We start from the raw sequence: 25115 nt of genomic DNA on the forward strand, positions 1-25115 counted from the left end.
TCAGGCCGCAGCCCGTCTTTTGGAGGTTCTACGATGATCGCGATGACACGCCGGCGCTGGCTGGCGGCCGCAGGCATCGCCACGGCAACTGCCGCCACCGCCTGGCTGGCGGCCTGCAGCGGGTTCATGAACGAATACACGTTCTCGCAAAGCCAGCTYCAGTCGGCGCTTGAACGCAAGTTCCCGTTCAACAAGCGCTATATGGAGTTGTTCGATATCCAGCTCGCCAACCCGCAGTTGGCGCTGGACCCCACGCGCAACCGCGTGACCGTGCAGTTCGACGCCACCATCGACAACCGGCTGTTCTTCCGCCAGCCGCTGACCGGCCGTTTCGCGCTGGACAGCGCGTTGCGCTACGACCCGCCGTCACACTCGCTGGTGCTACAGGACCCCGAGGTGCGCCAGTTCGACGTGCAGGGCATGCCGGCACAGTTCTCGCGTCAGCTCAATGCGCTGGGCGGGATCCTGTCCGAGCAGCTGTTGCAGGGCTACCCGCTGTATACGTTCAAGCCGGAGCAGTTGCGGCTGGCTGGCGCGCCGGCGGAGCCCGGTACAATCACGGTCCTGCCGGACGGCATCAACGTCAAGATTAATCGTCCGTAAACACGGTTTCCCAATAATAATGCCGAGGGTTCGCGCATCCCCGCGCGGACCGAACCGCGCCTGACCTCTCCTGAATCCGCATGGATATCGCACTTGCCCTGAAAGCCGTGATCCTCGGCATCGTCGAAGGACTGACCGAGTTTCTCCCCATCTCCAGTACCGGCCACCTGATTCTTGCCGGCCAGTTGCTCGATTTCAACGACGAGAAGGGCAAGATCTTCGAAATCGTGATTCAGTTCGGTGCGATTCTGGCGGTGTGCTGGGAATTCCGGCGCAGGATTGGTGCGGTGGTCAGCGGCCTCGGTTCCGATCCGAAAGCCCAGCGGTTTGCGATCAACGTCATTGTGGCCAGCGTGCCGGCCATCGTGCTGGCRCTGATYTTCGGCAAGTGGATCAAGGCCCATTTGTTCAATCCGATGAGCGTGGCCATGGCGTTTATCGTCGGCGGCGTGGTGATTTTGCTCGCCGAATGGCGCGACGCACGCCGGGGTACGGTTTCGCATCCGCAGGGCAATGCGCTGCTGGAAGCAGCCAAGGCCGGGGCGCCGCGCATCGAATCGGTGGATGACCTGAACTGGCGCGACGCGCTGAAGGTCGGCCTGGCGCAGTGCTGCGCGCTGGTGCCCGGCACGTCCCGCTCCGGCGCTACGATTATCGGCGGCATGCTGTTTGGCCTGTCGCGCCAGGTGGCGACCGAGTTCTCGTTCTTCCTGGCCATTCCGGTGATTTTCGGCGCCACGGTCTACGAGCTGTACAAGGCGCGCGCGCTGCTCTCCGCCGACGACCTGGGGATTTTCGGCATCGGCTTTGTCTTCGCGTTCCTGTCGGCGTTCCTGTGCGTGCGCTGGCTGTTGCGTTTCGTCGCCACGCACGATTTCAAGCCATTCGCGTGGTACCGGATTGTCTTCGGGATTATCGTGCTGGCCACGGCGTGGACCGGGATGGTGTCCTGGCACGCTTGAGGTAAGCGGAGCAAATAAAAAAGGCGTGGTCTCTATCGGCCACGCCTTTTTTGTTTCTGCTGGTGCCCCAGCGATCAACGCTTGCGGAACACCACGTCCCAGACGCCGTGTCCGAGCCGGACGCCGCGCTTCTCGAATTTGGTCACGGGCCGGTAATCGGGCCGCTCGGCAAAACCGCCCTCGGCCTGCGAGGTATTTTCCAGGGCCGGTTCGCCCGACAGTACTTCCACCATCTGGTAGGCATACTCCTCCCAGTCCGTGGCGCAGTGGAGATAACCACCGGGCTTCAGGCGGCTGGCCAGCAGCTTGACCAGCGGCGGCTGCACCAGCCGGCGCTTGTTGTGCTTCTTCTTGTGCCAGGGGTCGGGGAAGAAGATATGCACGCCATCGAGACAATTCTCAGTCAGCATGTGTGCGATGACCTCGACCGCATCGTGTCGCATGATGCGAACATTCTCAATGCCGCGCTCACCGGCCAGCTTCAGCAGGGCGCCAACGCCGGGCTCGTGCACCTCGCAGCCCAGGAAGTTGTCCTGCGGACGCAACTGGGCGATATGCGCGGTGGTCTCGCCCATGCCGAAGCCGATCTCGAGGATGGCCGGGCCCGAACGGCCGAAGGTGGCCGTCCAGTCGAGCGGCGTGGGCGCATAGGGCACGATGAAGCGCGGGCCAAGGTCGTCGATGGCGCGCTGCTGCCCGGTGGAGGTGCGCCCGGCGCGCCGCACGAACGAGCGGATGCGGCGTGGATGCGCAACGTCATCGCCGGGTTGGCGCGGGGCATCTGACGTGGCCTCGGCGTCGTCGGCCGGCTTCGGTTCGGTACTGGCGTCTTGGGGGAGCATGGCAACAAAAAGCCGCCGGGCGGAGTGCCGATCGGACTATCGACCGGGTGCCAGAGGCGGCTTGTTCAATCAGGGGTGGAGCGGGCGATGGGAATCGAACCCACGTCTTTAGCTTGGGAAGCTAAGGTAATGGCCATTATACGACGCCCGCTATGGCTACAGGGGCCGGATTCTAGCACGACTCTCAGCGCAGCACCCTCTTCGATTGTTCTTTGGTGGTGTCCACGCGCTCACTCGGGCAGCAAAAACCGAGAGTGTTTTGGCCGGCACTTCACCGCGCCATTGCATGGTCACTACGTGGCCCGCCCTATAAGCAGACGGGCGCTGAATGCGCCCCATCTGCTTCGACGGGGTCAACTGCGAACCCGCTGAGGTCTGCCCGGGCCTAACTGGGTCCCCGTGGGTGCGATCCCGGCCTTTTTGACTCTTGCCTGGCGAAATTTCTCGATAGGCCTATCAATGACCAAAACGACCAGCACCGATATTGCAATAGAGCCAATTACGGGGTAGATGTTGCCCGGTCCAAAAGCTCCACTACACAACGGTATGACCATCATCTGGCTCAAATATACCGGGTAAGATAACTCTCCGATCCATCTGTCCACTCGACTCGACTTCGATAAATGGAATATTGCCGGAATGCTGATAAACACTGCGAGCAGGTAAAGAAGTTGACCGGTATAGAAGCCCGGAATAACTGAGGCCGCAGTCGAAAGATTGGGATAGTAGACGGTTAAGGCCAGCACAGTAGTTAGGCACAGCCACCCGACCAATCTGCGCCTAAGAAAGCTGACCTCCTTGTACGCGCGGTAGGCAATGGAGCCGAGAATAAAGAGGCCCAACTCAAAGGGTAGGAATCGATAGGTCCAAGGGTCTTCCGCGAGCCCATTGTTGAAGGCGTACGCCCTGGCAGCAGTACTCGCCGCTGCGACTGCAACGAGGACCGCAAGTTTGCGCCGGAAAATGAAGGGCGCAATCAGGTAGACGGCGATCTCGATGCCAAGCGTCCATGCCTGAGGAACGAAAGCAAGTTCGAAGGCTCGCGGGTGAAAGCTCAGGAAACTGGTAGTCGCCGCAATCTGCGGTCCATCGAACCTGAGGAAGAAACCCCAATCCATTCCGATCAGCGAGATGTTAGTGACCAGCAAATAGAGTTTGCTAGCGAAACCGAGATCATCGAAATATCGGCTGAAATTACGAAGGGTTCCGATCGTATGGGCGTTGGGGTGCGACTGCTCCAGGAGCGAGAGCGCGATCGAGGCCGCAAGAATTGTCCAGTAAATCGGATAGATTCTCAAGAAACGATTTGAATAGAAGAGCTTCGTGCCCGTCAATCCAGGTCCGTATTTCTCGTTCAGGATAAGCGAAATATAGAAACCGGAGACGATATAAAACGCCTGGACTGCAACGGCGCCCCCGGTAAATTCCCACCCGAAAAGTGGCGAAGAATGCGCGACAACTACAGCGATAGCGAGTAGTAGACGGAAAAATCCCATCCAGTAGCTCCGTTTTTCTTGAGTCCCGGATTATATGTCAAAGCTAATACGTATCTGATGCCGGCCTCCGCTCATCAAGTCAGCCAGGAAAGTCACTTGCGGAACAAGGATTCGTACTCTGGGTCGTATGGCGCCCGCCAGCCTCTCGCAATTCGGTCTATTGCCTTCTGCTGACAAACGCCATCCTGAATCAGCCGATGGAGTTCAGCATTCGCGGCGTCGCTCTGGAATACTCGGGCGGTGATGGGCTCTTCTACAGGGCATGGCTCAGGTTCTTGGGGGGGGACCGCCACCGCCTTGGCACTCTCTGGCACTAGGTCGCAGAACCAAGTCTTGCCGTCGCAGCGCCTGCCACTGTCATTGGTCCAGTACGCGAAAAAACCAAAGGCGAGGAATGCTATTAGCATGACTGCGGCCCGTTGGCTTACGAATCTCCAAAAATAAAAAACTGCTCCCGCCATGGCGATGACGCCCATTCTGTAAATCTCCGCTTTGCTGCGACTGTTCCTTGGCTTTACTTTCCCCCGGGCTGTCTAGAAGAGACACGCCTGCTGTCCCACTTCTATGGAGGAAGGTAGCACGCAATTTCAAGCCTAACCGGCGAGGATACCGCAAAGCTCAACCATCGGTAATCCAAAGAGTGTGGGTGACGAATTCATCACTGTGACTCCAATTTGCCCGCAGAGCTATTGACGCCGCCTGCCGAAAATCCGATGGACAATAGTGTCCACTTCAATCCCTCCGCATCCGCCGTGCACCTCGCCCCCGCCCAGCGCTTCAATGCCGAATTCCTGCCGCGCATCATCGCGCGCATTCACGCGTTGTCTCGCGGCACGCTTCAGACCGAGGTACGGCCCGCCGATCGCCCGCATCTGCCGGCCTGCCTGCGGGTCTCCGGGGCCGCGCGGGCCGGCGGCGGGCGCTATGCGCATCCGCTGGACATCACGCTGTCATGGGATGGCTACGAGGTGGAGCGGCTGTTCGAGATCGGCGGCGAAACGCGCTTTGCCGCCTACCTGGAGGCGCTGCCTGCCAAGCTCGATGCCTGGCAGGATGCCCGCCAGCTCGATCTGAACACCCGCACCCAGGCCGATCCGGCGGTCTTGATCGGCGGGCTCGATTTCGAGCATCTGGTTCGCTAGCCCGCGCGGGGGCTCAGATGACCAGCCGGCAGACGGCCGATTCGGCCTTGCCTGGCGCCAGCCACCGCAGCCCCTCTCCATGCCCGATCGCGTTGGGCAACCCCAGCCACGGCTCCACGCAGTAAAAGTCAGAATCTTCTCGCTCGGACCACGTCGTGATCGCGTGCCATGGCGCGCGCCCCGGGACGTTGAGAACGAAGTCGATCTCGCGCGCCGGCATTTGCAGCCGCAACGTGCCCGGCCCGCGCAGGATGTGGAAGGTGTCCTGCAGCCGGGCGTCATCCAGTCGATAGGTGCGCTCGCCCGGTTCGGCGCCGGTCAGGCCGCCGTCCGGGGTCTGTCGCACGCGGTCTGCGGGCGGCAGGGACAGGCGGGTTGCCGATCGCTGCGTGTGAGGCAGCGCGAAGTAGAAATGATGGCCGGCGTACCACGGCAGCGGCGCCGAGCCCGTGTTCCTGACTTCTAGCTCGACCTCCAGCCCTTCGGGCACGAGCCGGTAGGTGGCCGTGAAGACAAAGGCGAACGGATAGCCCGCCTGCGTCGCCTCGGACGATGTCAGCGTCATGCTCACCGCAGACTCGGAGAAATCCGATACCTCGAACGCCATGTCGCGGGCAAAGCCGTGCTGCGGAAGCTCGCGCACCACGCCGTCGGTATCGCGCCATTTCCCYGGTTCGCCGTCGACRAAATGCCGGCCGATGAATGGGAACAGCAGCGGGTTGCCGCCGCGCACCTTGGCCACGCGGGACCAGTCGGCATCGTCTGGCCAGTAAAGGATGTCCTGGCCGCGATGGACCCATCGCACCAGCCGGCCGCCATGCGCCGGCGCCAGCAGCAGGTAGTTGTCACCCGTGCCAATGCGCACCAGATCCTGCCCTTGAAAACGTTCCATGCCGACCTGCGCCATGCGCCTGCCTCCCGCAGAAATTCGGAAAACCCCGAGGGTATCGCAACTTCCCGCCGGTATCCCTTTGGGGYGGCCCRCATCGTCCCCCACAGACTTTTCTCATGTGCGCCCGCGCGACACGGCKGTTGTCGACCAGRGTTTGAGAGATTYCTTCYTCTACCGCGATCTCGGCATTGCCGATGCTACGCACGGCATTCTYGCGATTCGGCATTCGCTAATCGGCCATGTGGATCGTCTCGCGCACCAGCGGATAGACCTGCGACTCCCAGTGCTTGCCGTTGAACACGCCGTAGTGGCCCACGCCGGTCTGGATGTGATGCATCCGCATGTAGGGCCGCACGTTCGTGCACAACTCCTGCGCCGCCATGGTCTGGCCGATGGCGCAGATGTCGTCGCGCTCGCCCTCCACGGTGAGTAGCGCGGTGCGGCGGATGGCCTGCGTGGCCACGCGCCGGCCGGCCACGTCGAGCAGGCCCTGTGCGAGCAGAAATCGCTGGAATACGAGGCTCACGGTCTCAAGGTAGAACTCGGCCGTGAGGTCCATCGTGGCGAAGTACTCGGCGTAGAAGGTCTGGATGGCATCGGCCTTGTCGTGCTCGCCGCGTGCGCGCAGGTCGTAGAGATCGCGCAGGGCCTGCTCGTGGCGCTCCCGGTTCATGCTCATGAATGCGATCAACTGCACGAAGCCCGGATACACGCGGCGCGTGGCGCCCGGAAAGCGCCACGGCACGTAGCCGATCAGCGTCGATTCGAACCATTCGATGGGCCGGCTCATGGCCAACTCGTTGACCTTGGTCGGATTCACGCGCGCGTCGATCGGGCCGGCCATCAGCGTCAGGCTTGGCGGCTGCGCCGGGTCGCCGTCCTCGGCCATCAGCGCCACCGCAGCCAGCGCTGCCACGGTGGGCTGGCACACGGCCATCAGGTGGGTATGGCCGCCSAGCGCGTGCAGGAAGGTGATCAGGTGCTGCACGTATTCATCGAAGCCAAACCGTCCGTACAGCACCGGGACGTCGCGCGGGTTGTGCCAGTCCGTAATGTAGACGTCATGGTCGCGGAGCATGGTTTCCACCGTGCCGCGCAGCAGCGTGGCGAAGTGGCCGGACATCGGCGCCACCAGCAGCACGCGCGGCTGCGCGGGTGCGCCTTCGCGGCGGAAACGCAGCAGGGTGCAAAACGGCGTGCGCGTGACGATTTCCTCGACCACCGGTACCTCGCCGCCATTCACGCGCACGCTATGGATGGCGAATGGCGGCCGGTAGTGGGTCAGGCGGGCCAGCGCCAGCACCTCGCAGGCGGCGCGGACGGATCTCAATGGTTCGCATTCGTCGGCGCCCGGATAGCCGGCGATCAACGTGGCAGCGATATCGGCCAGRGAGCAGGCCGGCTGCATCATGTCCGCGTAGGTCTGGTAGGCCTGATAGAGCATTGCTCGTTTTCCTCCGCGGCATGGCGCCTCGCCTGATGTAAGCGTAGTGCGCCGCAATATATATGCCACCGATAATTGAACTTGGCACGCCGCTTGCGCGTGGCGAGTGGCATGACAAGCAGGAAGGAGGGAGTGCGGCAAGGGGCGCTTCCGCAGGCCATGCGCCACATCCGGTGGCGGGATACGGCCTCGGACTGGTGCCGGGCCGCGCACCGCGCGGGTGCTTGGCGATGCGGCATCCGCCACCGATACTGCAAACGATGCATCGCGCACTGGCCCCGGGGGGCCGAGGAGGCATGATGGCGAAGACCACGCTGACCATCAGCAGCAAGACCTATTCGTCCTGGTCGCTGCGCGGCTGGCTGCTGGCCCGGTTCGCGGGCCTGGAGTTCGAGGAAGTACTGGTGTCGCCCGAAGATCCGGCGGCGCGTGCCGAAATCCTGCTGCTGTCGCCGTCGATCCTCGTACCCTGCCTGCGCCATCAGGGCGTGACGGTGTGGGACACGCTGGCGATCGCCGAATACCTCAATGAGATTCGTCCCAAGGCGGGACTATTGCCCGACGATCTCGTCGCGCGCGCCCACTGCCGCGCCATCTGCGGCGAGATGCATTCCGGTTTCGCGGCGATGCGCGCCGCCTTGCCGATGAACCTCAAGGGGCATTTCCCCGGGCTCAAGGTCTGGTCGCGCGCCCAGGCCGACATCGACCGGATCGTCGCGATCTGGACCGAGTGCCTGACCCGCTACGGCGGCCCATTCCTGTTCGGCGAGCGCCGCACGATGGCGGACGCGATGTACGCGCCCGTGGTCACGCGCTTCGTCACCTACGGCGTGATGCTCGATCCTGAGCCGGTGGCCTACTGCAAGGCCATCCTCGCCATGCCCGAGATGCAGGAGTGGATCAGCGCCGCGCGCGAGGAGCCCGACGAGATCAGCGAACTCGAYGTCGAATTCTGAYCCTYTCYGATCCTTCCCCTAGACCTAGGCGGCCGCCGTCCTCGCCAGATAGGTGGCCGCGTAGGCAAAGTACCAATCCAGGCAGTCCGGATTGGCCATCGCGTCGCGGTTGGCAATCTGCTCCGGCGGATGGCCGAGCAGCAGCTTCTTGATCGGCACCTCCATCTTCTTGCCGGACAGCGTGCGCGGCACGCCGGGCACCTGCACGATGTCATTCGGCACATGRCGCGATGACAGCCCGGCGCGAATCCGCGCGCGCAGGGTATCGCGCAGCGCCTCATCGAGCACACTCCCCTCGCGCAGCACGACGAAGAGCGGCATGTACGACTCGCGGCCCAGGTATTCGAGGTCGACCACCATGCTGTCGAGCACCTCAGGCAGTTCCTCCACCACGCGGTACAGCTCGCTGGTGCCCATGCGGATGCCATGCCGGTTGATCGTGGCGTCCGAGCGGCCGTAGATGATGGCGCCCCCGCGCGGCGTGATGCGGATCCAGTCGCCGTGGCGCCAGGCGTTCGGATAGGTGTCGAAGTAGCTGTCGCGGTAGCGCTTGCCGTCGGCATCGCCCCAGAGGTAGAGCGGCATCGACGGCATCGGCTCGGTACAGACCAGCTCGCCCACCTCGTCGATCACCGCCCGGCCTTCTTCGTCGAAGGCTTCCACCTTGGCGCCCAGGCAGCGGCACTGCATCTCGCCCGCGTACACCGGTAGCAGCGGACAGCCCGCCACGAACGAGCCGGCGAAGTCGGTGCCGCCGGACATCGGCGCGAGCCAGATGTCGGCACGCACGTGGCGATAAATCCACGCATAGGCCTCTTCGGGCAGCGGCGAGCCGGTGGAGCCCAGCCCGCGCAGCCGGGACACATCGGCAAAGGCGGCCGGCTCCAGCCCGGCTTTCATGCAGTTGGTGAAAAACGCGGCGCCGGCGCCGAACATCGTCACGCGCGCGTCATCGACGAAACGCCACAGCACGCCGGCGTCCGGCCAGGCGGGGTTGCCGTCGTAGAGCGCCACGGTGGTGCCGAGCAGCAGGCCGCCCACCTGCGCGTTCCACATGATCCAGCCGCTGCTGCTGTACCAGTGGAAGACGTCGTCCGGGCCGAGGTTGTTGTGGAACGCCAGGAGCTTGAGCTGCTCGATGACGATGCCGCCGTGGCCATGGACGATCGGCTTGGGCATGCCGGTGGTGCCGGACGAGTAGACGATCCAGAGCGGATGGTCGAACGGCACCGGCTCGATCCGSAGCGGCACCKCGTGCGCCAGCACGTCCGCCCAGTCGTGGCGGCGGACCGGGCCGGCGGTGTCGATCTCACTGCCGATGGCCGGAATCAGCACGAGGTCGGTCAGCGAGGGCAGGGCGGCGACCAGATCGGCGATCACCGGCGCGCGGTCGTAGGTCTTGCCGCCGTAGTGGTAGCCGTCGACGGCAATCAGCACCTTGGGGGCGATCTGGCGGAAGCGGTCGATCACGGCCACCTGGCCCATGTCCGGCGCGCAGCCGGACCAGACCGCGCCCACGCTGGCCGTGGCCAGGAAGGCGACGATCGTCGCCGGCACGTTGGGCAGGTAGCCGGCCACGCGGTCGCCCGGCGTCACGCCCATCGCGCGCAGGGCATGGGCGAGSGAGGCSACCTGGGCTTCCAGGGCATCCCAGYTCACATCGGCCAGCGGCTGGGCTTCGCCGGCATGGCGGATGGCCGGGCGCTGGCGCGCCTCRCCGGTGCCGGCGTGGCGGAAGACCTGCTGGACGTAATTGAGCGTGGCGCCTTCGAACCAGCGCGCACCGGGCATGGTGCGGCGGTCCAGCACRCGCTCGGCGGGGGTATCGAAATGGACGTCGAAGTAGACGCGGATGGCGTCCCAGAACGCCTCGATGTCGGTGACCGACCAGCGCCAGAGGCTGTCGTAGTCATCGAAGGCGAGGCCGCGCTCGCGGCGCAGCCATGTGATGAAAGCGGCCAGCTGGCTGCTCTCGGCAAAGTTGGCGGACGGCGTCCACATCAGCTTTCGGGATGCCACGGTCATGCCTGTCTCCTCCTCGACCCGTCTGCGCGGGGGGTTGGGGTGCGCCGCGGGTTTGGCGCTGGTGCGTYGACAGAAGCCGGCGCGGCGCGATGCGAGGTCACATGATAACCGTCTCCGAGATCACCTGGCGGCGCCCCCCGATTCGAACAGCGTGCCCCACATTTCGTCCACGCGCGCCTTGACGGCGGGATCCATCGAGATGGTCCGGCCCCATTCGCGTGTGGTTTCGCCGGGCCACTTGTCGGTGGCGTCGATGCCCATCTTCGAGCCCAGGCCGGAGACCGGCGAGGCGAAGTCGAGATAGTCGATGGGCGTGTTCTCGACCATCACCGTGTCGCGGCTCGGATCGACCCGGGTGGTGATGGCCCAGATGACCTCCTTCCAGTCGCGCACGTCCACATCGTCATCGACCACGACGATGAACTTCGTATACATGAACTGGCGCAGGAAGCTCCAGACCCCGAACATCACCCGTTTGGCATGGCCGGCGTACTGCTTCTTCATGCGCACCACCGCCATGCGGTAGCTGCACCCCTCGGGCGGCAGGTAGAAGTCGGTGATTTCCGGGAACTGCTTCTGGAGCAGCGGCACGAAGACCTCGTTCAGCGCCACGCCCAGCACGGCGGGCTCATCGGGCGGCTTGCCGGTGTAGGTGGAGTGGTAGATCGGGTCGCGCCGCATGGTGATGCGGTCGATCGTGAAGACCGGGAACCAGTCCTGCTCGTTGTAGTAGCCGGTGTGGTCGCCGTAGGGCCCCTCCAGCGCATGCTGGTAGCCGGACGGGTGGGCCGGATCGGGCTGGATGTGGCCTTCGAGGATGATCTCTGCCGAGGCCGGCACGGACAATTCGGACAAGGTCGGCGTCAGGCAGCCGGCCAGCGCGGTGCGGCTGCCGCGCAGCAGGCCGGCGAACTGGTATTCGGAGAGCGTGTCGGGCACCGGCGTCACGGCGCCGAGGATGGTGGCCGGGTCGGCGCCCAGCGCCACGGCGATCGGGAAGGGCTTGCYGGGGTTGGCCAGCGCGTGCTCSCGGAAGTCCAGCGCGCCGCCGCGATGCGCCAGCCAGCGCATGATCACCTGRTTGCGGCTGATGACCTGCTGGCGGTAGATGCCCAGGTTCTGGCGCTTCTTGTGCGGGCCCTTGGTGACCACCAGGCCCCAGGTGATCAGCGGGGCGGCGTCGCCGGGCCAGCAGGTCTGGATCGGCAGGCGGCCCAGGTCGACGTCGTTGCCTTCCCAGACGATCTCCTGGCAGGCCGGGCTGCTCACACGCTTCGGCGCCATGTCCCACACGGACTTGGCCAGCGTGAACAGCTTGCCGGCCTCGCGCAGGCCGCGCGGCGGCTCGGGCTCCTTGAGCGCCGAGAGCACGCGGCCGATGTCGCGCAAGTCCTCGAGTGAGTTCGCGCCCATGCCCATCGCCACCCTGCGTGTCGTGCCGAACAGATTGGCGAGCACCGGCACCTTATAGATAGCGTCATGGCCCGCGCCTGCATCGTTCCGAGATTGCACGCTCGGTTTCTCGAAGAGCACGGCGGGACCTTCCGCGCGCAGCAGGCGGTCGCAAATCTCCGTCATTTCGAGATTGGGCGAGACCGGCGTGGCGATCCGTTTCAGCTCGCCAAGCTGCTCCAGTTGGCCGATGAAATCGCGCAAGTCTTTGTATTGCATAGTGAAATCTGTGAAGGTTGCCGCGCTGCGCCAATCCATGGCGTTCCCTGGCGAGGTGTGTGACGATACACATCAGCGTCCGGCGGTGCAAAAAAATCGTGTCGGAAGCGTACGAGAAATGTAAATTTTTTGCGGTGTAGACCGGTCCTCAAAGGAAGGGTAACCCTAGGCCAGTCCTACGATCCCGAGCCTCCGGGTGATGTAGCCGCCGCTTAAATAACGCCGTTACATATTTCTAAAAGTAGTGACTTGTGCATTCGTTATGCTTGACGGGTTATAAAAGGGTTCCTACAATCCGGTCTGCTCTGTGGGGTGTTGCGCCGCAACATGGCTTGAGGCTTCTGTCAAGAGGCGCTCTTTAAAAAAGCCAGCGTGACCACACCTCCTTTGATCTTGATCGCGATACGTGTAGCAAGCGTGCGCGGCGGGGTCCTCCGGCGGGATGCCGGAGCGTGAGAGTCTTTTAGTGGCAGGGTGCGTTTCCCCAAGAGCGTACCCTGTTTCTCGTTGGGCGCATGGGGAGCGCCCGCCAACAGGTGCTGGACACCCCTGCTAGGTGGCGCAGCATCCTTACTTGAGTACGTTGAGATCGGGCACGCGTGGCAATTGGCACGCGCGCAGCGGGCAGCGGATGGAGGTAAGTATGAGCGGTTGGAAAACCCTTCATCTTCCCGGTGTCGGGCGGGCGTTGCAGGTCCGCTTCAGACAACCGGTTCCCGGTGTGAACCGCGCGCTGCAAATGCGCCTGGCCCACCCGGTGGCAGGTCGCGCCTTGCTGCGCGGCAGCCGTACCACCTTGAAGTACACCCTGAACAGCCTGGGCGTGCTTTCTGTGGCCGCAGCAGTCACCTTGACGGTCAGCCAGCAATGGCGGACGTCGCTCGCTGGCGCGCTGGCGGGCAAGGAAGCACCCACGGTACTGCTCGGCGCCGCCCTGCCGGCTACCACGGCCCATGCCAGCACTGGCGTGCCGCCGGTCTCGGCCGACGTGGCCGCCGCGCGTCTGGCGCATGCCACCAACGGCTTGCCGACGGTGTCTGGCGTGGACGAGTGGAGTGTGTCGGCCGCGGGCAAGGTCCCGTCGGTGGCGCACCTGGCCGCGCAGATCCCGGTGCAGCGCGTGGCGCTGGACGCCCGCAACACGACGGCGCTCGGCTCCGCACGTGAGCAGGCGGCCGTGGCGGACTACATCGCCCGCAAGTACCGCGTGGCGGCGCAGGCCACCGGGCAACTGGTGAAGGCYGCGTACATGACGGGCCGCGAGGTCGGCATCGACCCGCTGCTGATCCTCGGCGTGATCGCCATCGAGTCCAGCTTCAACCCGTACGCCGAAAGCGGCGTGGGTGCGCAGGGCCTGATGCAGGTCATGACGAAGGTCCACCAGGACAAGTACGAAGCCGTGGGCGGTGTGTCCGCCGCGCTGAACCCGTACGCCAACATCAAGATCGGCGCGCTGGTGCTGAAGGATTGCATCGCCCGTGCCGGTTCGCTGGAAGGCGGCCTGAAGTACTACGTGGGTGCCGCCACGACCAACACCGATGGCGGCTACGGCGCCAAGGTGCTGGCCGAGCGCGCCCGCCTGCGCCAGTTGCTGGGCCTGCCCGCCAACGACGCGAAGCCGGTCGACGCCAAGCCGACGACGGCTGAAAAGCTGGAAGCGGCCACGGCCACGGCCCAGGCGGCCTGATCGTCAGGCTGCGGAAGAAAAAGAGCACCCCTCGGGGTGCTCTTTTCGTTTGCGCTGTATCTATATAGATAGCGATGGCCGGCCCGGATCCTCAGCGCAGGAAATGGTGGAGCCGCTGCATCGCTTCCTCGATGTTCTCCATGGCCGTTGCGTACGAGATGCGGATGTAGTCGCGCGCCGTATGCGGGCCGAAGTCCGTGCCGGGCACCATCACCACACCGGCGTCATGCAGAATGGCCTGCGTCAGCTTGTCGGCATCGCCCGCATGGGGGTGGTTCACGTGGAGGCAGTCGGCATAGACATAGAAGGCGCCGTCCGGCTTCACCGGCACGCGCAGCCCCAGCGCCTCCAGCGCCGGCACGATGGCGTCACGGCGGCGGCGGAATTCCGCCTTGCGCTCGTCGTAGATCGCCAGCGCCTCGGGCGTGAAGCAGGCCAGCGCCGCGTGCTGCGCCACCGCCGACGCGCAGATGAACAGGTTCTGCGCGACCTTCTCGAAGGCCGGCACCAGCGCGTCCGGCACCACCAGCCAGCCCAGGCGCCATCCCGTCATATTGAAATACTTCGAGAAGCTGTTCACGGTGACCACGTTGTCGTCCAGCGACAGCGCGGACACCGGCGGGGCATCGTACGACAGGCCCTGATAGATCTCGTCGAGGATGGCGAAGCCGTTGCGGCGGCGGACTTCGGCGAGGATGCCGCGCAGCTCGTCCGGCAGGATCGACGTGCCGGTGGGATTGCTCGGCGACGCCAGCAGCACCCCGCGCGTGTCCGGCCCCCAGTTGGCGGCCACCTGGGCGGCGGTGAGCTGGAAGCGCTCGGCCGGCCCGCTCGGCACCATGCGCGCCCGGCCGTCGAAGGCGGCCACGAAATGACGATTGCAGGGGTAGCTCGGATCGGGCATCAGCACTTCGGCGCCAATTTCCACCAGTACCGCGCAGGCCAGCAGCAGCGCGCCGGAAGCGCCGGCGGTCACGATCACGCGGCGCTCGGGAATATCGATCCCATAGGCGGTCTTGTAGTAGCCAGCGATGGCCTCGCGCAGCGCGTGGATGCCCAGCGCCCCGGTGTACTGCGTCACGCCCCGGCGCATGGCCGCCTCCGCGGCATGCACGACCGGCGCGGCGGCGGTGAAGTCCGGCTCGCCAATCCCCATGTGGATGATGTGGCGCCCGGCCCGTTCGAGTTCGGCGGCCTGCTTGGCCAGTTCCATGACGTGGAAGGCGTCGATATTGGCGAGGCGGGAGGCAGTGGCAAGGCGCTGGAGGTCCATGGCGGTCAGGATAGGCAGAGGGCTGGGGTGGCTTGAGGGTAAGGGTAGGCAGCGCGGCGCGGATCCCAAAGGATCACGCGATGCGCGGAAATATGGCGCCGAAACAAAAACACCCGCCGGGGCGGGTGCTCTGGGCTGGTGCCAGCCAGCAGTGACGGGAGGCTTAGCGGCGCGCAGCGACTTCCGGCGCGCGAACCTGGGCGGCGAGCTTGTCCAGCACGCCATTGACGTACTTGTAGCCTTCCACGCCGCCGAAGGTCTTGGTCAGYTCCACGGCCTCGTTGATAACGACCTTGTAGGGAATGTCCAGACAATGCACGAGCTCGAAGCTGCCAACCAGCAGCGCGGCGCGCTCCACGGGCGACAGTTCGGCCACGGGGCGATCCAGGAACGGTTCGAACGCGGCGGTCAGGCGCGCTTCCTCGCGCACGGCGCCGTTGAGCAGGGCGTCGAAGTGCTCGCTGTCGGCCTTGTTGAAGCCTTGCGCGTCATGCAGGTGGGCTTGAATCGCACCAATATCGTTACGATTCAGCAGCCATTGATAGAGGCCCTGCAGTGCCAGCTCGCGCGACCGGCGGCGCGCGCTCTTCGGCGGGGCCTTGGGCTCGGTGCGGGCCGGCTTGGCGCCGCCCGGCTTGCCGGCGTCGCCGGTGTCGGTGGCGTCACTCATCATGCTTCCTCGTCTTCATCTTCGTCGTTCTGGCCGCTGCGCAGGGAGTCCAGCGCGACTACCAGGTTCGCCATTTCCACGGCGGCGCGGGCGCAGTCGCGGCCCTTCTCGCGCGTGCGGGCGTGCGCCTGCGCGTCGGTATCCACGGTCAGGATGCCGTTGGCGATGGGCACGTTGAAGTCCAGGCCCACGCGCGTGATGCCGGCGCCGGACTCGTTCGAGACCAGCTCGAAGTGGTAGGTCTCGCCGCGCACCACGGCGCCGAGYGCGATCAGCGCGTCGAACTGGCCGCTTTCGGCCATCTTCTGCAGCGCCAGCGAAATTTCCAGCGCGCCGGGCACCGTCACGACCAGCGTGTCTTCGCCTTCSACGCCGAGTTTTTCGAGTTCGGCCACGCAGGCCTCGCGCAGCTCGTCGCAGACGGGCTCGTTGAAGCGACCCTGCACGATGCCGATGCGCAGGCCTTCACCTTCGAGGTTGCTGGGGTAGAAGCCGTGATCCATTGTCAGTTCTCCAATTGTTCGGGGAAGGGTGGCTGGCCGCGCCGGAAGGGCGCTGGCCGCCATCGATATTCGTGAAAATTCGTTCGTCTTAGTCGCAGTTGGCTTCGCCGTGCATCGGCTGGCAGCCGGTCACTTCGAGATCGTAGCCGGTCATGCTCGGCATCTTCTGGGGCGAGCCCAGCACGCGCATCTTGCCCACGCCGAGGTCGCGCAGGATCTGGGCGCCCATGCCGTAGGTGCGCAGGTCCGGCTTGCGGCGCGGACGGTCTTGCGGGGCGTCCAGCGCGGCGAACTGCGAAAACAGCTGCTCGGGCGAATCGCCCACGTTCAGCAGCACCATCACGCCTTGCTCGGCGCCATGCAGCACCTCGAGCGCGGCCGGCAGGCTCCAMGAGTGCGTGGTGCGGGCCGATTCCAGCAGGTCGAGTACCGACAGGGGCTCGTGCACGCGCACCAGCGTCTCGGTGTCCGGGCGCGGCTGGCCCTTGACCAGCGCCAGGTGGGCGCGGCCGGTGGGCTTGTCGCGGTAGATCACGCCCTGGAAGGTGCCCCACGGCGTCTGCATGGTGCGCTCGCCCGCGCGCTCGATGATGCTTTCGGTGCGGCTGCGGTAGTGGATCAGGTCGGCGATGGTGCCGATCTTGAGATCGTGCTCGCGCGCGAACTCGACCAGATCCGGCAGGCGCGCCATGGTGCCGTCGTCCTTCATGATCTCGCAGATCACGGCCGCCGGCGTCAGGCCGGCCAGGGCGCCGAGGTCGCAACCGGCTTCGGTATGGCCGGCGCGGATCAGCACGCCGCCGGGCTGCGCCGTCAGCGGGAAGATGTGGCCGGGCTGCACGAGGTCGCTGGCCTTGGCGTCGCGGGCCACGGCGGCCTGCACGGTGCGCGAGCGGTCGGCGGCGGAGATGCCGGTGGTCACGCCTTCGGCTGCCTCGATCGACACCGTGAAATTCGTGCCGTGCACCGTGCCGTTGCGCGACACCATCGGATACAGCTCCAACTGGCGGCAGCGTTCGGCGGTCAGCGTCAGGCAGATCAGGCCGCGCCCGTACTTCGCCATGAAGTTGATGGCTTCCGGCGTGACGAAGTCGGCCGCCAGGACCAGGTCGCCTTCATTTTCGCGGTCTTCCTCGTCAACGAGGATGACCATGCGGCCGGCGCGAATGTCGGCAATGATGTCTTCGGTACGGGCGATAGTCATGGCTGGGGCAACGTCAGGGAATACAGCGGGTGGCAGTAGGCGGGCAGGGCCGGAGGCAGGTGCAACAAAGCCGGCGAAATCAAGCCCGCTATTGTACGCCAAGCGGCCGGGTTCGGTCCCGCCCTAGGCCGGCYCTAATATGGCGCATCAAGCACTTATATGCCGCGGTGTGACGGACGACAGTTACGGACGCGGCTGCCCGCTTATCATGTCACTCACTGGATACGTATCGGGAGCCTGCCGCATGACCTTGCCGCTGATGGGAATTCGTGTCGTTGAGTTCGAGGGGATTGGCCCCGGTCCGCTGGCGGGCCGGATGCTGGCCGACATGGGGGCGGAGGTCATCGTCATCGCGCGCCAGCAGAAAGTGGCCGTGGCGGCGCAACTTGGTGGCGATAAGGAGAGTCCGCTGCGGCGGGGCAAGACCATCGTGCCGCTCGACCTGAAGAACCCGGCGGGGCTGGCGGAAGCGCTCGCGCTGGTGGCCGGCGCCGATGCCTTGATCGAGGGCAACCGCCCCGGCGTGATGGAGCGGCTGGGACTCGGCCCCGCCGACTGCGCCGCGCGCAACCCGCGTCTGGTCTATGGCCGCATGACCGGTTGGGGGCAGGCCGGGCCGCTGGCCCAATCGGCCGGACATGATCTCAACTACGTGGCGCTCACGGGCATGCTGTCGCTGTCCGCGCGGCCCGGCGAGACGCCCGCCATCCCGCCGACCGTGGTGGGCGACGCCGGCGGGGCGCTGGGCCTCGCCTTCGGCATCGCCTGCGCGCTGGTCGATGCGCGCGCCAGCGGCCGGGGGCGCGTGGTGGACGGCGCCATCGTCGACATGGTGGCCATGCTGGGCGGTATCGCGCTATGGGTGCGCAACAACGGCCAGATCGACGGCCCCACGCCAAGCCCCTTCCATCAATCGCCGTTTTACGATGTTTATGCCTGCGCGGACGGTGGGCATATCACCATCGGCGCGCTGGAACCGCAGTTCTACGCGCTGCTGCTCGCCAAACTCGGCATGACCGATGTGGATCCCGCTGCGCAGTACGACCACACGACGTGGCCGGCGCTGAAATCGCGATTCGCCGACTTGTTCCGCAGCCAGCCGCGTGCCCACTGGGATGCGTTGCTCGGCGGCACCGATGTCTGCTACGCGCCCGTGCTGAGCGTGGCGGAAGCGGCCAGGCATCCGCACAACRTGGCGCGCGGCATTTTCATCGAACGCYCGGACGGCACGCTCGACGTGGCCGGGGCGCCGAGGTTCTCGGACGCGTTGCCTTCAGAGCAGTGAGACGGACTCGCCCTGCGARGCSGACAGCATCCGCTCCACGTACCGCGCGATCAAGTCGATCTCGAGGTTGACGCGCGCGCCAGCCTTGAGTTCGTTCAGCGTGGTCACTTCTACGGTGTGCGGGATCAGGTTGATCGAGAACTCGCAGCCTTCGGCCACGTCGCTGACGCTGTTCACGGTCAGCGAGACGCCGTTCACCACGACGGAACCCTTGTAGGCCAGATAGCGGCCCAGCTCGCGCGGGGCGCGGATGCGCAGCTCGTGCGATTCGCCCACCGGGGCAAAGCGCACGACATCGCCGAGCCCATCGACGTGACCGGACACGAGATGGCCGCCCAGCCGGTCGGCCAGCCGCAGTGCCTTCTCGAGATTGACGCGGCCCGGCTTGTCGAGGCCCACGGTCTTGTCGAGCGATTCTCGGGAAACGTCTACGTCGAACTGGCCGTCCTGCATGGCCACGACGGTCATGCAGGCACCCTGGATGGCGATGCTGTCGCCGATGATCACATCGGTCAGGTCCAGTTCGCCAGCGGCGATGCGCAGGCGTACGCCGGCGTCGGCGTTGCCCAGCGGGGAGACGGTGTCGATGCGGCCAACGGCCGCCACAATGCCAGTAAACATGCTTGCCTCGGAATGCGTAGGGTCTGTCTGTTCAGGGTGATGTCAGTGCTTGCTGTCGCCACGGCGGGCAATCAGCCGGAGATCGTCGCCGATCTGGCGCACCTCGTGCCAATGGAAGTCGACGGCGTCCTCGAGCCGGGCCAGCGGTGGCAGGTTGAACATGCCCTGCGCATCGCCCAGCAGCCGGGGCGCAAGGTAGATCAGCAGCTCGTCGGCGCAGCCCTCGCGGATCAGGGATCCGTTGAGCTTGAAGCCGGCTTCCACATGCAATTCGTTGATGCCGCGCTTGCCCAGTTCCTGCAACATGCGGCGAAGTTCGACCTTGCCGTGCGGATTGGGCAGSACCACYACCTCGGCGCCGCGYGCCTCCAGYGCACGCTGCCGCGCGGCGTCTTCCACGGCGCAGAAGACCAGCACGGGCTTGGCGAAATCCCCGGTGTCGCGGTTCAGGATCTGCGCATCGAGCGACACCTCCAGCCGGGAGTCCACCAGCACGCGCTGCGGCTGGCGCGGCGTGGGAATGGCGCGCACGGTCAGCGCGGGATTGTCGTCCCGCACGGTGCCGATGCCGGTGAGGATGGCGCAGGCCCGGGCGCGCCAGGCATGGCCATCGTCGCGCGCGGGTTTGCCGGTGATCCACTGGCTGGTGCCGTCATGCAGCGCGGTGCCGCCATCGAGGGAAGCGGCCACTTTCACGCGCACCCACGGCAGGCCGCGCGTCATGCGCGAGACGAAGCCGATGTTGAGATCGCGCGCTTCTTTTTCCAGCAGGCCGCAGCGTACGTCGATRCCGGCATCGCGCAGCCGTTGCAGGCCGCGCCCGGACACCGCCGGGTTGGGGTCTTCCATGGCGGCCACCACGCGGGCGATGCCCGCACGCACCAGCGCCTCTGCGCACGGCGGCGTGCGGCCGAAGTGGCTGCACGGCTCCAGCGTGACATAGGCGGTGGAGCCGGCGGGATCGTGGCCGCGCGAGAGGGCGTCCTTCATCGCCTGGATCTCGGCATGGTCCTGACCGGCCGGCTGGGTATAGCCCTGCCCGATGATCTCGCCATGCTTCATCAGCACGCAGCCAACGCGCGGGTTGGGCGTGGTGGTGAACATGCCCCGCGCGGCGAGCGCGAGGGCCAGTTCCATGGCGGTATGGTCGGAGTCGGAAAACATGGCGAGGCAGTCTGTGCCGTTAGGTGAGAAAGCAGGGCGATCAGTCGCAGTCGGCATCGGGGCCGGCGCCGCAGATCCGGATGCGCCCCTGGGCGCCGAGCCTGACCTGCCGCTGCGCACCGCGGCATCGCACATGGAACGTGGCCGCGTAGAAACCGCCGCGTTCCGATCGAGAGTATCCCACAGGTGTCAAGCGGAGCGCAGGCGGTCCCTTGGCGCCATCGGTGCCGCGCAGGGTCACGCGCAGGCAGGCGGCRTCCAGCGCCGTCACGGCGATGGGCGGCCCGGTGGTCGCCTGGGGTGCCACCGGTGCGAGCTGCCATCCGCCATCGAGCGTGGTGGCGCCCGGCAAGGGCCCGAGCCGGATTTCGACGCGCCGGTTGGCCGCCGTRGTGCGTGCCATGGCCAGCGATGCCGCCAGCCGGTCTGCGGCGTAGGTCACGGTGTGCTCGGCCAGCATGTGGCGCAGGGYGGGCARGGCGATGGCCGCGAGGATGGCGGCMACGGCCAGCGASACCAGGAGTTCGGTCAGCGTCATGCCGCTGCGCCGGCGGACGTGCTTGATTGCAGCCTGTTGCATTTCAGCATCCTTCGGGGGTTCGAGCGGGCGGATTCGCCGCGGTGAGCAGGGAAAGCCACTCGCCCGTGCTCCGCAGCACGAGRGTGCCGCAGCGCGTATCGACAAAAGTGGGCGTGGCGCGGACTTCGACGCAGCGGGACAGGTCAAGTCCGGCGCAACTGGTGGCCGTCAGCCAGTGCCGGACCGGGGCGGGCGGCGCGGGCACGGGGCGGGGCCAATGGCCGGCCGGGGCGGTTGCGTCTAGGGCGCTCGCAAACGTCGACGCGCTGAGGGCATGCCGCTCGAGCGCCAGCATCGCGGTGACCGCTTCGGCACGTGCCTGCATGCGCCACGCCCGGTGGAAATGCTGCCGCCATGCCGGTAGCGCCATGGCGGCGAGGATCACGACGATCATCAGGGTGATCATCAACTCGACGAGGCTGAAGCCGCTGCTTTGGGTGCGCGGCAGGCAGGGTCGGTGCGTCATGGCGATGCTCATAGCGGTGTCCGGATCAGTTCGCGCCAGCCCAGCCGACCGCGCCGGCGTGTCAGGTAGGCGTGTTGTTGCAGGTAGGCGCCGTCGCCATCGACCTGCCACAGGGCAAGGGAATGGACATCGCGCCGGGAGATGCCGGGCGCCGGAGYGGCACCTTCGATGACCGGGGAGAGGCTGACGAACGGACCACCGAAGGCCGGATCGAACGGCAACCCTGTGATGGCGGCGCCGGGTTTGCCATCGGCCTGCAGGACGGTGACCGACTCCCCGGTAGCGGCGTCGATCAGGTAGCTCCGTGCACGGCCATCGGGTGCCAGCGTGGTGAAGGAGAGATGGGCAGGGCTGGCGGCGTCCAGTGTCTCGATCTGTTCGCCCGGATGGGGTAGCGCGAGCGTCCATCCTGTCGTGCCGGGGGGGTCCGACGAGGGGACGGCACGCAGCACCACGCCGTTACCGCTCGGGATTGCGCGGATCTGGCGTGGGTTGGCTGGCTTTTCGGTGTGGTCCGGAATGGCGGACACGGCGTTGCCGGTGCCGTAGACAATAAGCGGGGTAGCACCGGTGTACGTGATCACGGGTGGTTCGACACTGCCACGTCTGCTGGCGGTCTGGCGATGCAGGCATGTTGCGGGTGGCGTATCGGCGCCAAGGGCGTCGAGGGGGAACCGCCAGAGGCGGCCTACATCGTCGATGGCGTAGGCGGCGCGGGCGGCGCCACTGGCATCGCTCCGCACCGTGACGGCGAGGAGTTGCGTGGTGGCCGTCTTGCTGTCGCAGCCTTGTTCAGGTAGCGGCAGTCGCGGAACACGGCCGGTGGTCGCCCAGGCGCCTGCCGGCCGGTCCAGCGGAAGCAGCGCCAAGGCCGCCCGTGCRCCYGYCGGCGTGCCCGGCGCGAGGATGCCGACGGCGAACCAGCGCCGCTCGTTGTCGACCCTGAGCATGGCGGCGCGTAGCGGGCCACTGCCGGTCAGCGGCAAGGCGTCGCTTCCCGTCACTTCCCAGATCAGTTGGATGGGTGTGTCGGCGTCCGGAGTGGATACGTCGAGGACGAATGCGGTGCCGGGCGTGCGCGCCGTAGCGGGTGTGGCGCAAAGGAGAAGGGTGCGCCAGCGGCCGTTTGGGTCAGCATCCACGCTATGGGGCCTTGGGCACGGCGGGGCCGGCACCCGCGTGCCCACGGCGGTTAGGGCGGCGGCTTCGGCCAGTGCGGCGCGCGGTAGGTAGCCGGCGCGTTCCCGGCCCGTCATCGCGTCGAAGCTGTGCAGGATGCCATCGCGCGTGCCCAGCCAGACGGTGGTTGGCCGCAGTGCATGTGCGTTGCGGAAGGCGGTGTGGCCCGGTTGCATGGGCTGCCACGCCGGTGGCGCCACCACGTGCACGCGCGCGCCGGCGGCGCTGGCAAGCCGGGTGTCGCGTGGGCGCATGAGCGGGTTGGGGCGGTTGCCACGAAGCCACGAGAGCCGGTCCGCGCCGTGGGTGTCGGGCTGGCCGGTTGTGGGATCGATGTTGAGATGTTGCTTGGCCTCCGCATCGATGGCGGGCCACCGCAAGGGCGTCAGCCGCGTCCCGCCCAGATAGAGGCGACGCGTGTCCGTGTCGCGCTGGTCGAGCCTTTCTCCCGCTTCCCAGAGGTGCAGTACCCCACGCCGGTTGGCATCGGCGGTGGTGCGGAAGCCGATGGCATGGAGGCGCCCGGTCCAGGGGTAGCCGGCAGGCGCCACACGGTAGCCCATCGGCAAACGGCCGGCCTCGCTGGCAACGGCGCCGGGGCAGCCGCTAAGCCCTAGCACGATCCCGATGCACCCCATGACAAGGCGGATCATGGCTGGAACTCCGTCTGGAGCAGCACGCGCACGGACGGATCGCGGGCAAGRCCGAGCGCGGTAATGCGGAAGCGCGGCCACTGCGCCGTGCCGGCCAGTGTCTGGAGGGTCTGGTGGTGGTCGAGGACTTCGATGAGGTAGCGGGGCGGATGCGTCGCCCCGGCCACGCCTTCGGGCAGATCGGGCAGGCGCGCCCCGGTGAACGCACCAATCGATAGCGCCGGGACGCTCTCGGGTGGGCTGCCCTCGATCCATGGCCACCAGGCCGGCTGGCCGGTGCCCGTTCGACAGATGGCGCGCTGGGCCTCCACGCCGCAATGGCCCGGGTCCGGCCACGACGCCAGCCGAGCATGCGGCGACGCGGCAGCCGCAAGCAGATCCGCCTCCGCATCGAGCAAGGCCGCCTCCGCCGCGCGGAACGCGATCTCGCGGTCCAGTTGCAGCCCTGCCAGTTGACGGCCGGCGTGGAGGAAGTGCATCGCTGCGGCGCAGACGCTGGCCGTGAGCACCAGCATCGTCGTGACGAAAGCGAGAACGGCGATGCCATCCTGCGTGCGGCGGGTCAGCATAGGGTCTCCAGGCAGGGCGAAGGGTTGCGCAGGCGGAAGGTGGTGGTGAAGACGCGCCGGCGGACCGCATGCCGGGTCGCAGGGGGGAACGACAAGTCCTCGTCGGCGTCGCCATGGGTCAGAGCGGGCAGCAGGGTCAGCGGCTCTGGCCGGGTCGTCTGCCCGGTAGCGCGGTCGCCCCGGATCACCAGGGCGATCTGCACCGTGCGCACGCGATGCCAGCCGGCATCGCCCTGCGCCCGGATGTCGCGGGCGCGGAGATAGGTGTCCGCCTCCCCGTCGCCGTCCCGGTCGACGCCATAGCGCAGCTGCATGGCCTCCACGCCACGGACGAGCGTCCCCGAGGTGTAAGTGACGGCTTGCATCTGGCGCCCCTGCCGGCGYGGATAGCGGCACAGCAACTGCGGYACGCCATCACTGCCGAGGCCGATGTACAGCAGGTTCATCGCGGCGTGATGCGAGGTGGGCACGCCATCGACCGGTTGGGCGGTTGCCGCCAGCGCATGCCCGCCACAGTCGGTCATGGTGCCGTCGGGCCGCGTGGTCGCATCGCCGCTGCTGCTGCCGGAGAAGCGCAGGCGCAGGGCATCGCTCTGATGCCGGCCCCGGGTGCCGCACGGGGCAGATAGATCGACGGCGGGCTGGCCGCAGTCGTCGTGGCCCTCGAGCGGCGCGGTTGGCGCCGGATGCCCTGGGGTGAGCGAGGCCCGACCGGGAATCCAGCCCGCCTGACGCACCAGTTGAGCGACGATGCCCAGCGCCCGATGGCCGCGCTCCGCCATCATCACGCTGTCCGCGACGTTGGCGTATGCCTGCCGGACGACTTGGAACGTGGTGATGGCCAGTACGGATGCCAGCAGCCCGAGCACCATCCCCACCATCATCCCGGTGAGCGTGAACCCACGCTGGCGAGGGCGACGCGTCATGGCGCTACCCATAACGCCACGTGGGCGGGAGGTGCCGTCATGCCGGGCGAGGCGTCCGCCGTAATGCGGACCGGCCCGGCCAGCACAATGCGCGCACCGGGCGCGCAGAGCGGCCGAGCGCCGGCCCCGACGCCGAGCGCGCCACACAGCTGCGCGTGGCGCCCGCCGGGCGGCACCATCGAACCGGCACCGGCCGTTTCGGCGAACTCCGACGCCCACTGCGTGGTCTGCGCCAGACTCTCCTGCTCACCCGCCAGCCGGAGCCACAAGGGGCCGAGCACGGCCAGCGGCATGGCGCCGAT

At 66.5% G+C, this 25115-nt stretch carries 25 protein-coding genes and 1 tRNA gene; 6 read left to right on the forward strand and 20 right to left on the reverse strand.

The window, feature by feature from the left end:
* Positions 1-33 precede the first annotated feature (33 nt).
* Together AB4Z27_RS21225 and AB4Z27_RS21230 are read left to right on the forward strand one after the other, a co-directional pair.
* The gene (locus tag AB4Z27_RS21225; protein ID WP_092290567.1) at positions 34-603 is read left to right on the forward strand and encodes a DUF1439 domain-containing protein; all 570 of its coding nucleotides are present in this window, start codon (positions 34-36) and stop codon (positions 601-603) included.
* A gap of 80 nt (positions 604-683) precedes the next feature.
* Complete coding sequence (locus tag AB4Z27_RS21230) at positions 684-1565, forward strand: undecaprenyl-diphosphate phosphatase (protein ID WP_441590643.1); 882 nt, start codon at positions 684-686, stop codon at positions 1563-1565.
* 74 nt (positions 1566-1639) lie between these two features.
* On the opposite strand, the gene trmB is transcribed toward AB4Z27_RS21230, so the two are convergent.
* The 4 genes from trmB to AB4Z27_RS21250 all read right to left on the reverse strand — a co-directional run bounded on the left by trmB (position 1640) and on the right by AB4Z27_RS21250 (position 4379).
* Positions 1640-2407 carry a tRNA (guanosine(46)-N7)-methyltransferase TrmB gene (trmB, locus tag AB4Z27_RS21235; protein ID WP_092290563.1) on the reverse strand — a complete coding sequence of 256 codons (768 nt, stop codon included), beginning with the start codon at positions 2405-2407 and terminating at the stop codon, positions 1640-1642.
* 76 nt (positions 2408-2483) lie between these two features.
* Positions 2484-2558, reverse strand: a tRNA-Gly gene (locus AB4Z27_RS21240).
* A 202-nt stretch (positions 2559-2760) separates the two neighbouring features.
* On the reverse strand, positions 2761-3903 hold the full coding sequence (locus AB4Z27_RS21245; protein ID WP_441645191.1) for an acyltransferase family protein: 1143 nt from the start codon (positions 3901-3903) through the stop codon (positions 2761-2763).
* A 92-nt stretch (positions 3904-3995) separates the two neighbouring features.
* Positions 3996-4379, reverse strand: a complete 384-nt coding sequence (locus AB4Z27_RS21250) for a hypothetical protein (RefSeq protein ID WP_441645192.1) — start codon at positions 4377-4379, stop codon at positions 3996-3998.
* 237 nt (positions 4380-4616) lie between these two features.
* On the opposite strand from AB4Z27_RS21250, the gene AB4Z27_RS21255 reads away from it, so the two are divergent.
* Positions 4617-5045 carry a DUF5594 family protein gene (locus tag AB4Z27_RS21255; RefSeq protein WP_441645193.1) on the forward strand — a complete coding sequence of 143 codons (429 nt, stop codon included), beginning with the start codon at positions 4617-4619 and terminating at the stop codon, positions 5043-5045.
* 13 nt (positions 5046-5058) lie between these two features.
* Here the strand turns inward: AB4Z27_RS21255 and AB4Z27_RS21260 are convergent, their stop codons facing one another.
* Both AB4Z27_RS21260 and AB4Z27_RS21265 read right to left on the reverse strand, forming a co-directional pair.
* Complete coding sequence (locus tag AB4Z27_RS21260) at positions 5059-5952, reverse strand: aldose epimerase family protein (RefSeq protein ID WP_092290559.1); 894 nt, start codon at positions 5950-5952, stop codon at positions 5059-5061.
* A 214-nt stretch (positions 5953-6166) separates the two neighbouring features.
* Entirely contained in the window at positions 6167-7381 is a 1215-nt protein-coding gene (locus AB4Z27_RS21265; RefSeq protein WP_092290557.1) for a polyhydroxyalkanoate depolymerase, read from the reverse strand.
* A gap of 299 nt (positions 7382-7680) precedes the next feature.
* On the opposite strand from AB4Z27_RS21265, the gene AB4Z27_RS21270 reads away from it, so the two are divergent.
* A complete protein-coding gene (locus AB4Z27_RS21270) occupies positions 7681-8337 on the forward strand; it encodes a glutathione S-transferase family protein (RefSeq protein ID WP_092290555.1) in 657 nt (218 codons plus the stop codon).
* Positions 8338-8361: 24 nt separating this feature from the next.
* Here the strand turns inward: AB4Z27_RS21270 and AB4Z27_RS21275 are convergent, their stop codons facing one another.
* Together AB4Z27_RS21275 and ubiD are read right to left on the reverse strand one after the other, a co-directional pair.
* On the reverse strand, positions 8362-10362 hold the full coding sequence (locus AB4Z27_RS21275; RefSeq protein ID WP_441645194.1) for an acetoacetate--CoA ligase: 2001 nt from the start codon (positions 10360-10362) through the stop codon (positions 8362-8364).
* A 120-nt stretch (positions 10363-10482) separates the two neighbouring features.
* A complete protein-coding gene (gene ubiD / locus AB4Z27_RS21280) occupies positions 10483-12033 on the reverse strand; it encodes a 4-hydroxy-3-polyprenylbenzoate decarboxylase (RefSeq protein ID WP_441645195.1) in 1551 nt (516 codons plus the stop codon).
* Positions 12034-12676: 643 nt separating this feature from the next.
* On the opposite strand from ubiD, the gene AB4Z27_RS21285 reads away from it, so the two are divergent.
* The gene (locus AB4Z27_RS21285; protein ID WP_149135414.1) at positions 12677-13720 is read left to right on the forward strand and encodes a lytic transglycosylase domain-containing protein; all 1044 of its coding nucleotides are present in this window, start codon (positions 12677-12679) and stop codon (positions 13718-13720) included.
* A gap of 91 nt (positions 13721-13811) precedes the next feature.
* Here the strand turns inward: AB4Z27_RS21285 and AB4Z27_RS21290 are convergent, their stop codons facing one another.
* The 4 genes from AB4Z27_RS21290 to ribBA form a co-directional block, all read right to left on the reverse strand.
* The gene (locus tag AB4Z27_RS21290; RefSeq protein ID WP_441590637.1) at positions 13812-14993 is read right to left on the reverse strand and encodes a pyridoxal phosphate-dependent aminotransferase; all 1182 of its coding nucleotides are present in this window, start codon (positions 14991-14993) and stop codon (positions 13812-13814) included.
* Positions 14994-15156: 163 nt separating this feature from the next.
* Positions 15157-15663, reverse strand: a complete 507-nt coding sequence (nusB, locus tag AB4Z27_RS21295) for a transcription antitermination factor NusB (protein ID WP_092290545.1) — start codon at positions 15661-15663, stop codon at positions 15157-15159.
* Entirely contained in the window at positions 15663-16166 is a 504-nt protein-coding gene (ribH, locus tag AB4Z27_RS21300; RefSeq protein ID WP_092290543.1) for a 6,7-dimethyl-8-ribityllumazine synthase, read from the reverse strand. Before ribH ends, nusB begins: the two co-directional genes overlap by 1 nt.
* Before the next feature lie 88 nt (positions 16167-16254).
* A complete protein-coding gene (gene ribBA / locus AB4Z27_RS21305; RefSeq protein ID WP_092290541.1) occupies positions 16255-17370 on the reverse strand; it encodes a bifunctional 3,4-dihydroxy-2-butanone-4-phosphate synthase/GTP cyclohydrolase II in 1116 nt (371 codons plus the stop codon).
* A gap of 244 nt (positions 17371-17614) precedes the next feature.
* Here ribBA and AB4Z27_RS21310 point away from each other — a divergent pair, with 244 nt between their 5' ends.
* Entirely contained in the window at positions 17615-18655 is a 1041-nt protein-coding gene (locus tag AB4Z27_RS21310; protein WP_441645196.1) for a CaiB/BaiF CoA transferase family protein, read from the forward strand.
* On the opposite strand, the gene AB4Z27_RS21315 is transcribed toward AB4Z27_RS21310, so the two are convergent.
* Genes AB4Z27_RS21315 through AB4Z27_RS21350 form a run of 8 tightly spaced genes read right to left on the reverse strand, consistent with a single transcriptional unit; the run spans position 18644 to position 25106 of the window.
* Positions 18644-19276: a riboflavin synthase gene (locus AB4Z27_RS21315; protein ID WP_092290537.1), complete on the reverse strand. Its 633-nt coding sequence runs from the start codon at positions 19274-19276 to the stop codon at positions 18644-18646. The genes AB4Z27_RS21310 and AB4Z27_RS21315 overlap by 12 nt on opposite strands.
* A gap of 42 nt (positions 19277-19318) precedes the next feature.
* Positions 19319-20440, reverse strand: a complete 1122-nt coding sequence (gene ribD / locus AB4Z27_RS21320; RefSeq protein WP_092290535.1) for a bifunctional diaminohydroxyphosphoribosylaminopyrimidine deaminase/5-amino-6-(5-phosphoribosylamino)uracil reductase RibD — start codon at positions 20438-20440, stop codon at positions 19319-19321.
* 40 nt (positions 20441-20480) lie between these two features.
* Positions 20481-21020 (reverse strand): GspH/FimT family pseudopilin, encoded by a 540-nt coding sequence (locus tag AB4Z27_RS21325; RefSeq protein WP_441645197.1) that lies wholly within the window; start codon positions 21018-21020, stop codon positions 20481-20483.
* 1 nt (position 21021) lies between these two features.
* Positions 21022-21498: a type IV pilin protein gene (locus AB4Z27_RS21330; RefSeq protein WP_441645198.1), complete on the reverse strand. Its 477-nt coding sequence runs from the start codon at positions 21496-21498 to the stop codon at positions 21022-21024.
* Positions 21495-23318 carry a pilus assembly protein PilY gene (locus tag AB4Z27_RS21335; RefSeq protein WP_441645199.1) on the reverse strand — a complete coding sequence of 608 codons (1824 nt, stop codon included), beginning with the start codon at positions 23316-23318 and terminating at the stop codon, positions 21495-21497. Before AB4Z27_RS21335 ends, AB4Z27_RS21330 begins: the two co-directional genes overlap by 4 nt.
* On the reverse strand, positions 23315-23887 hold the full coding sequence (locus AB4Z27_RS21340) for a pilus assembly protein (RefSeq protein ID WP_441645200.1): 573 nt from the start codon (positions 23885-23887) through the stop codon (positions 23315-23317). The genes AB4Z27_RS21335 and AB4Z27_RS21340 overlap by 4 nt, the downstream gene beginning before the upstream one ends.
* Complete coding sequence (locus tag AB4Z27_RS21345) at positions 23881-24813, reverse strand: PilW family protein (RefSeq protein ID WP_143093846.1); 933 nt, start codon at positions 24811-24813, stop codon at positions 23881-23883. Before AB4Z27_RS21345 ends, AB4Z27_RS21340 begins: the two co-directional genes overlap by 7 nt.
* Positions 24810-25106, reverse strand: a complete 297-nt coding sequence (locus tag AB4Z27_RS21350; protein WP_441645201.1) for a hypothetical protein — start codon at positions 25104-25106, stop codon at positions 24810-24812. Before AB4Z27_RS21350 ends, AB4Z27_RS21345 begins: the two co-directional genes overlap by 4 nt.
* Positions 25107-25115: the final 9 nt, after the last annotated feature.

The sequence above is a fragment of the Cupriavidus sp. KB_39 genome (assembly GCF_052114485.1).
In the GTDB taxonomy this organism is placed as follows: domain Bacteria; phylum Pseudomonadota; class Gammaproteobacteria; order Burkholderiales; family Burkholderiaceae; genus Cupriavidus.

Excerpts from the sequence above, each read along its gene's own strand:
- trmB (WP_092290563.1), bottom strand. The coding sequence starts at position 2,407 with ATGCTCCCCCAAGACGCCAGTACCGAACCGAAGCCGGCCGACGACGCC.
- AB4Z27_RS21245 (WP_441645191.1), bottom strand. The coding sequence starts at position 3,903 with ATGGGATTTTTCCGTCTACTACTCGCTATCGCTGTAGTTGTCGCGCAT.
- AB4Z27_RS21250 (WP_441645192.1), bottom strand. The coding sequence starts at position 4,379 with ATGGGCGTCATCGCCATGGCGGGAGCAGTTTTTTATTTTTGGAGATTC.
- AB4Z27_RS21255 (WP_441645193.1), top strand. The coding sequence starts at position 4,617 with ATGGACAATAGTGTCCACTTCAATCCCTCCGCATCCGCCGTGCACCTC.
- AB4Z27_RS21290 (WP_441590637.1), bottom strand. The coding sequence starts at position 14,993 with ATGGACCTCCAGCGCCTTGCCACTGCCTCCCGCCTCGCCAATATCGAC.
- AB4Z27_RS21350 (WP_441645201.1), bottom strand. The coding sequence starts at position 25,106 with ATGCCGCTGGCCGTGCTCGGCCCCTTGTGGCTCCGGCTGGCGGGTGAG.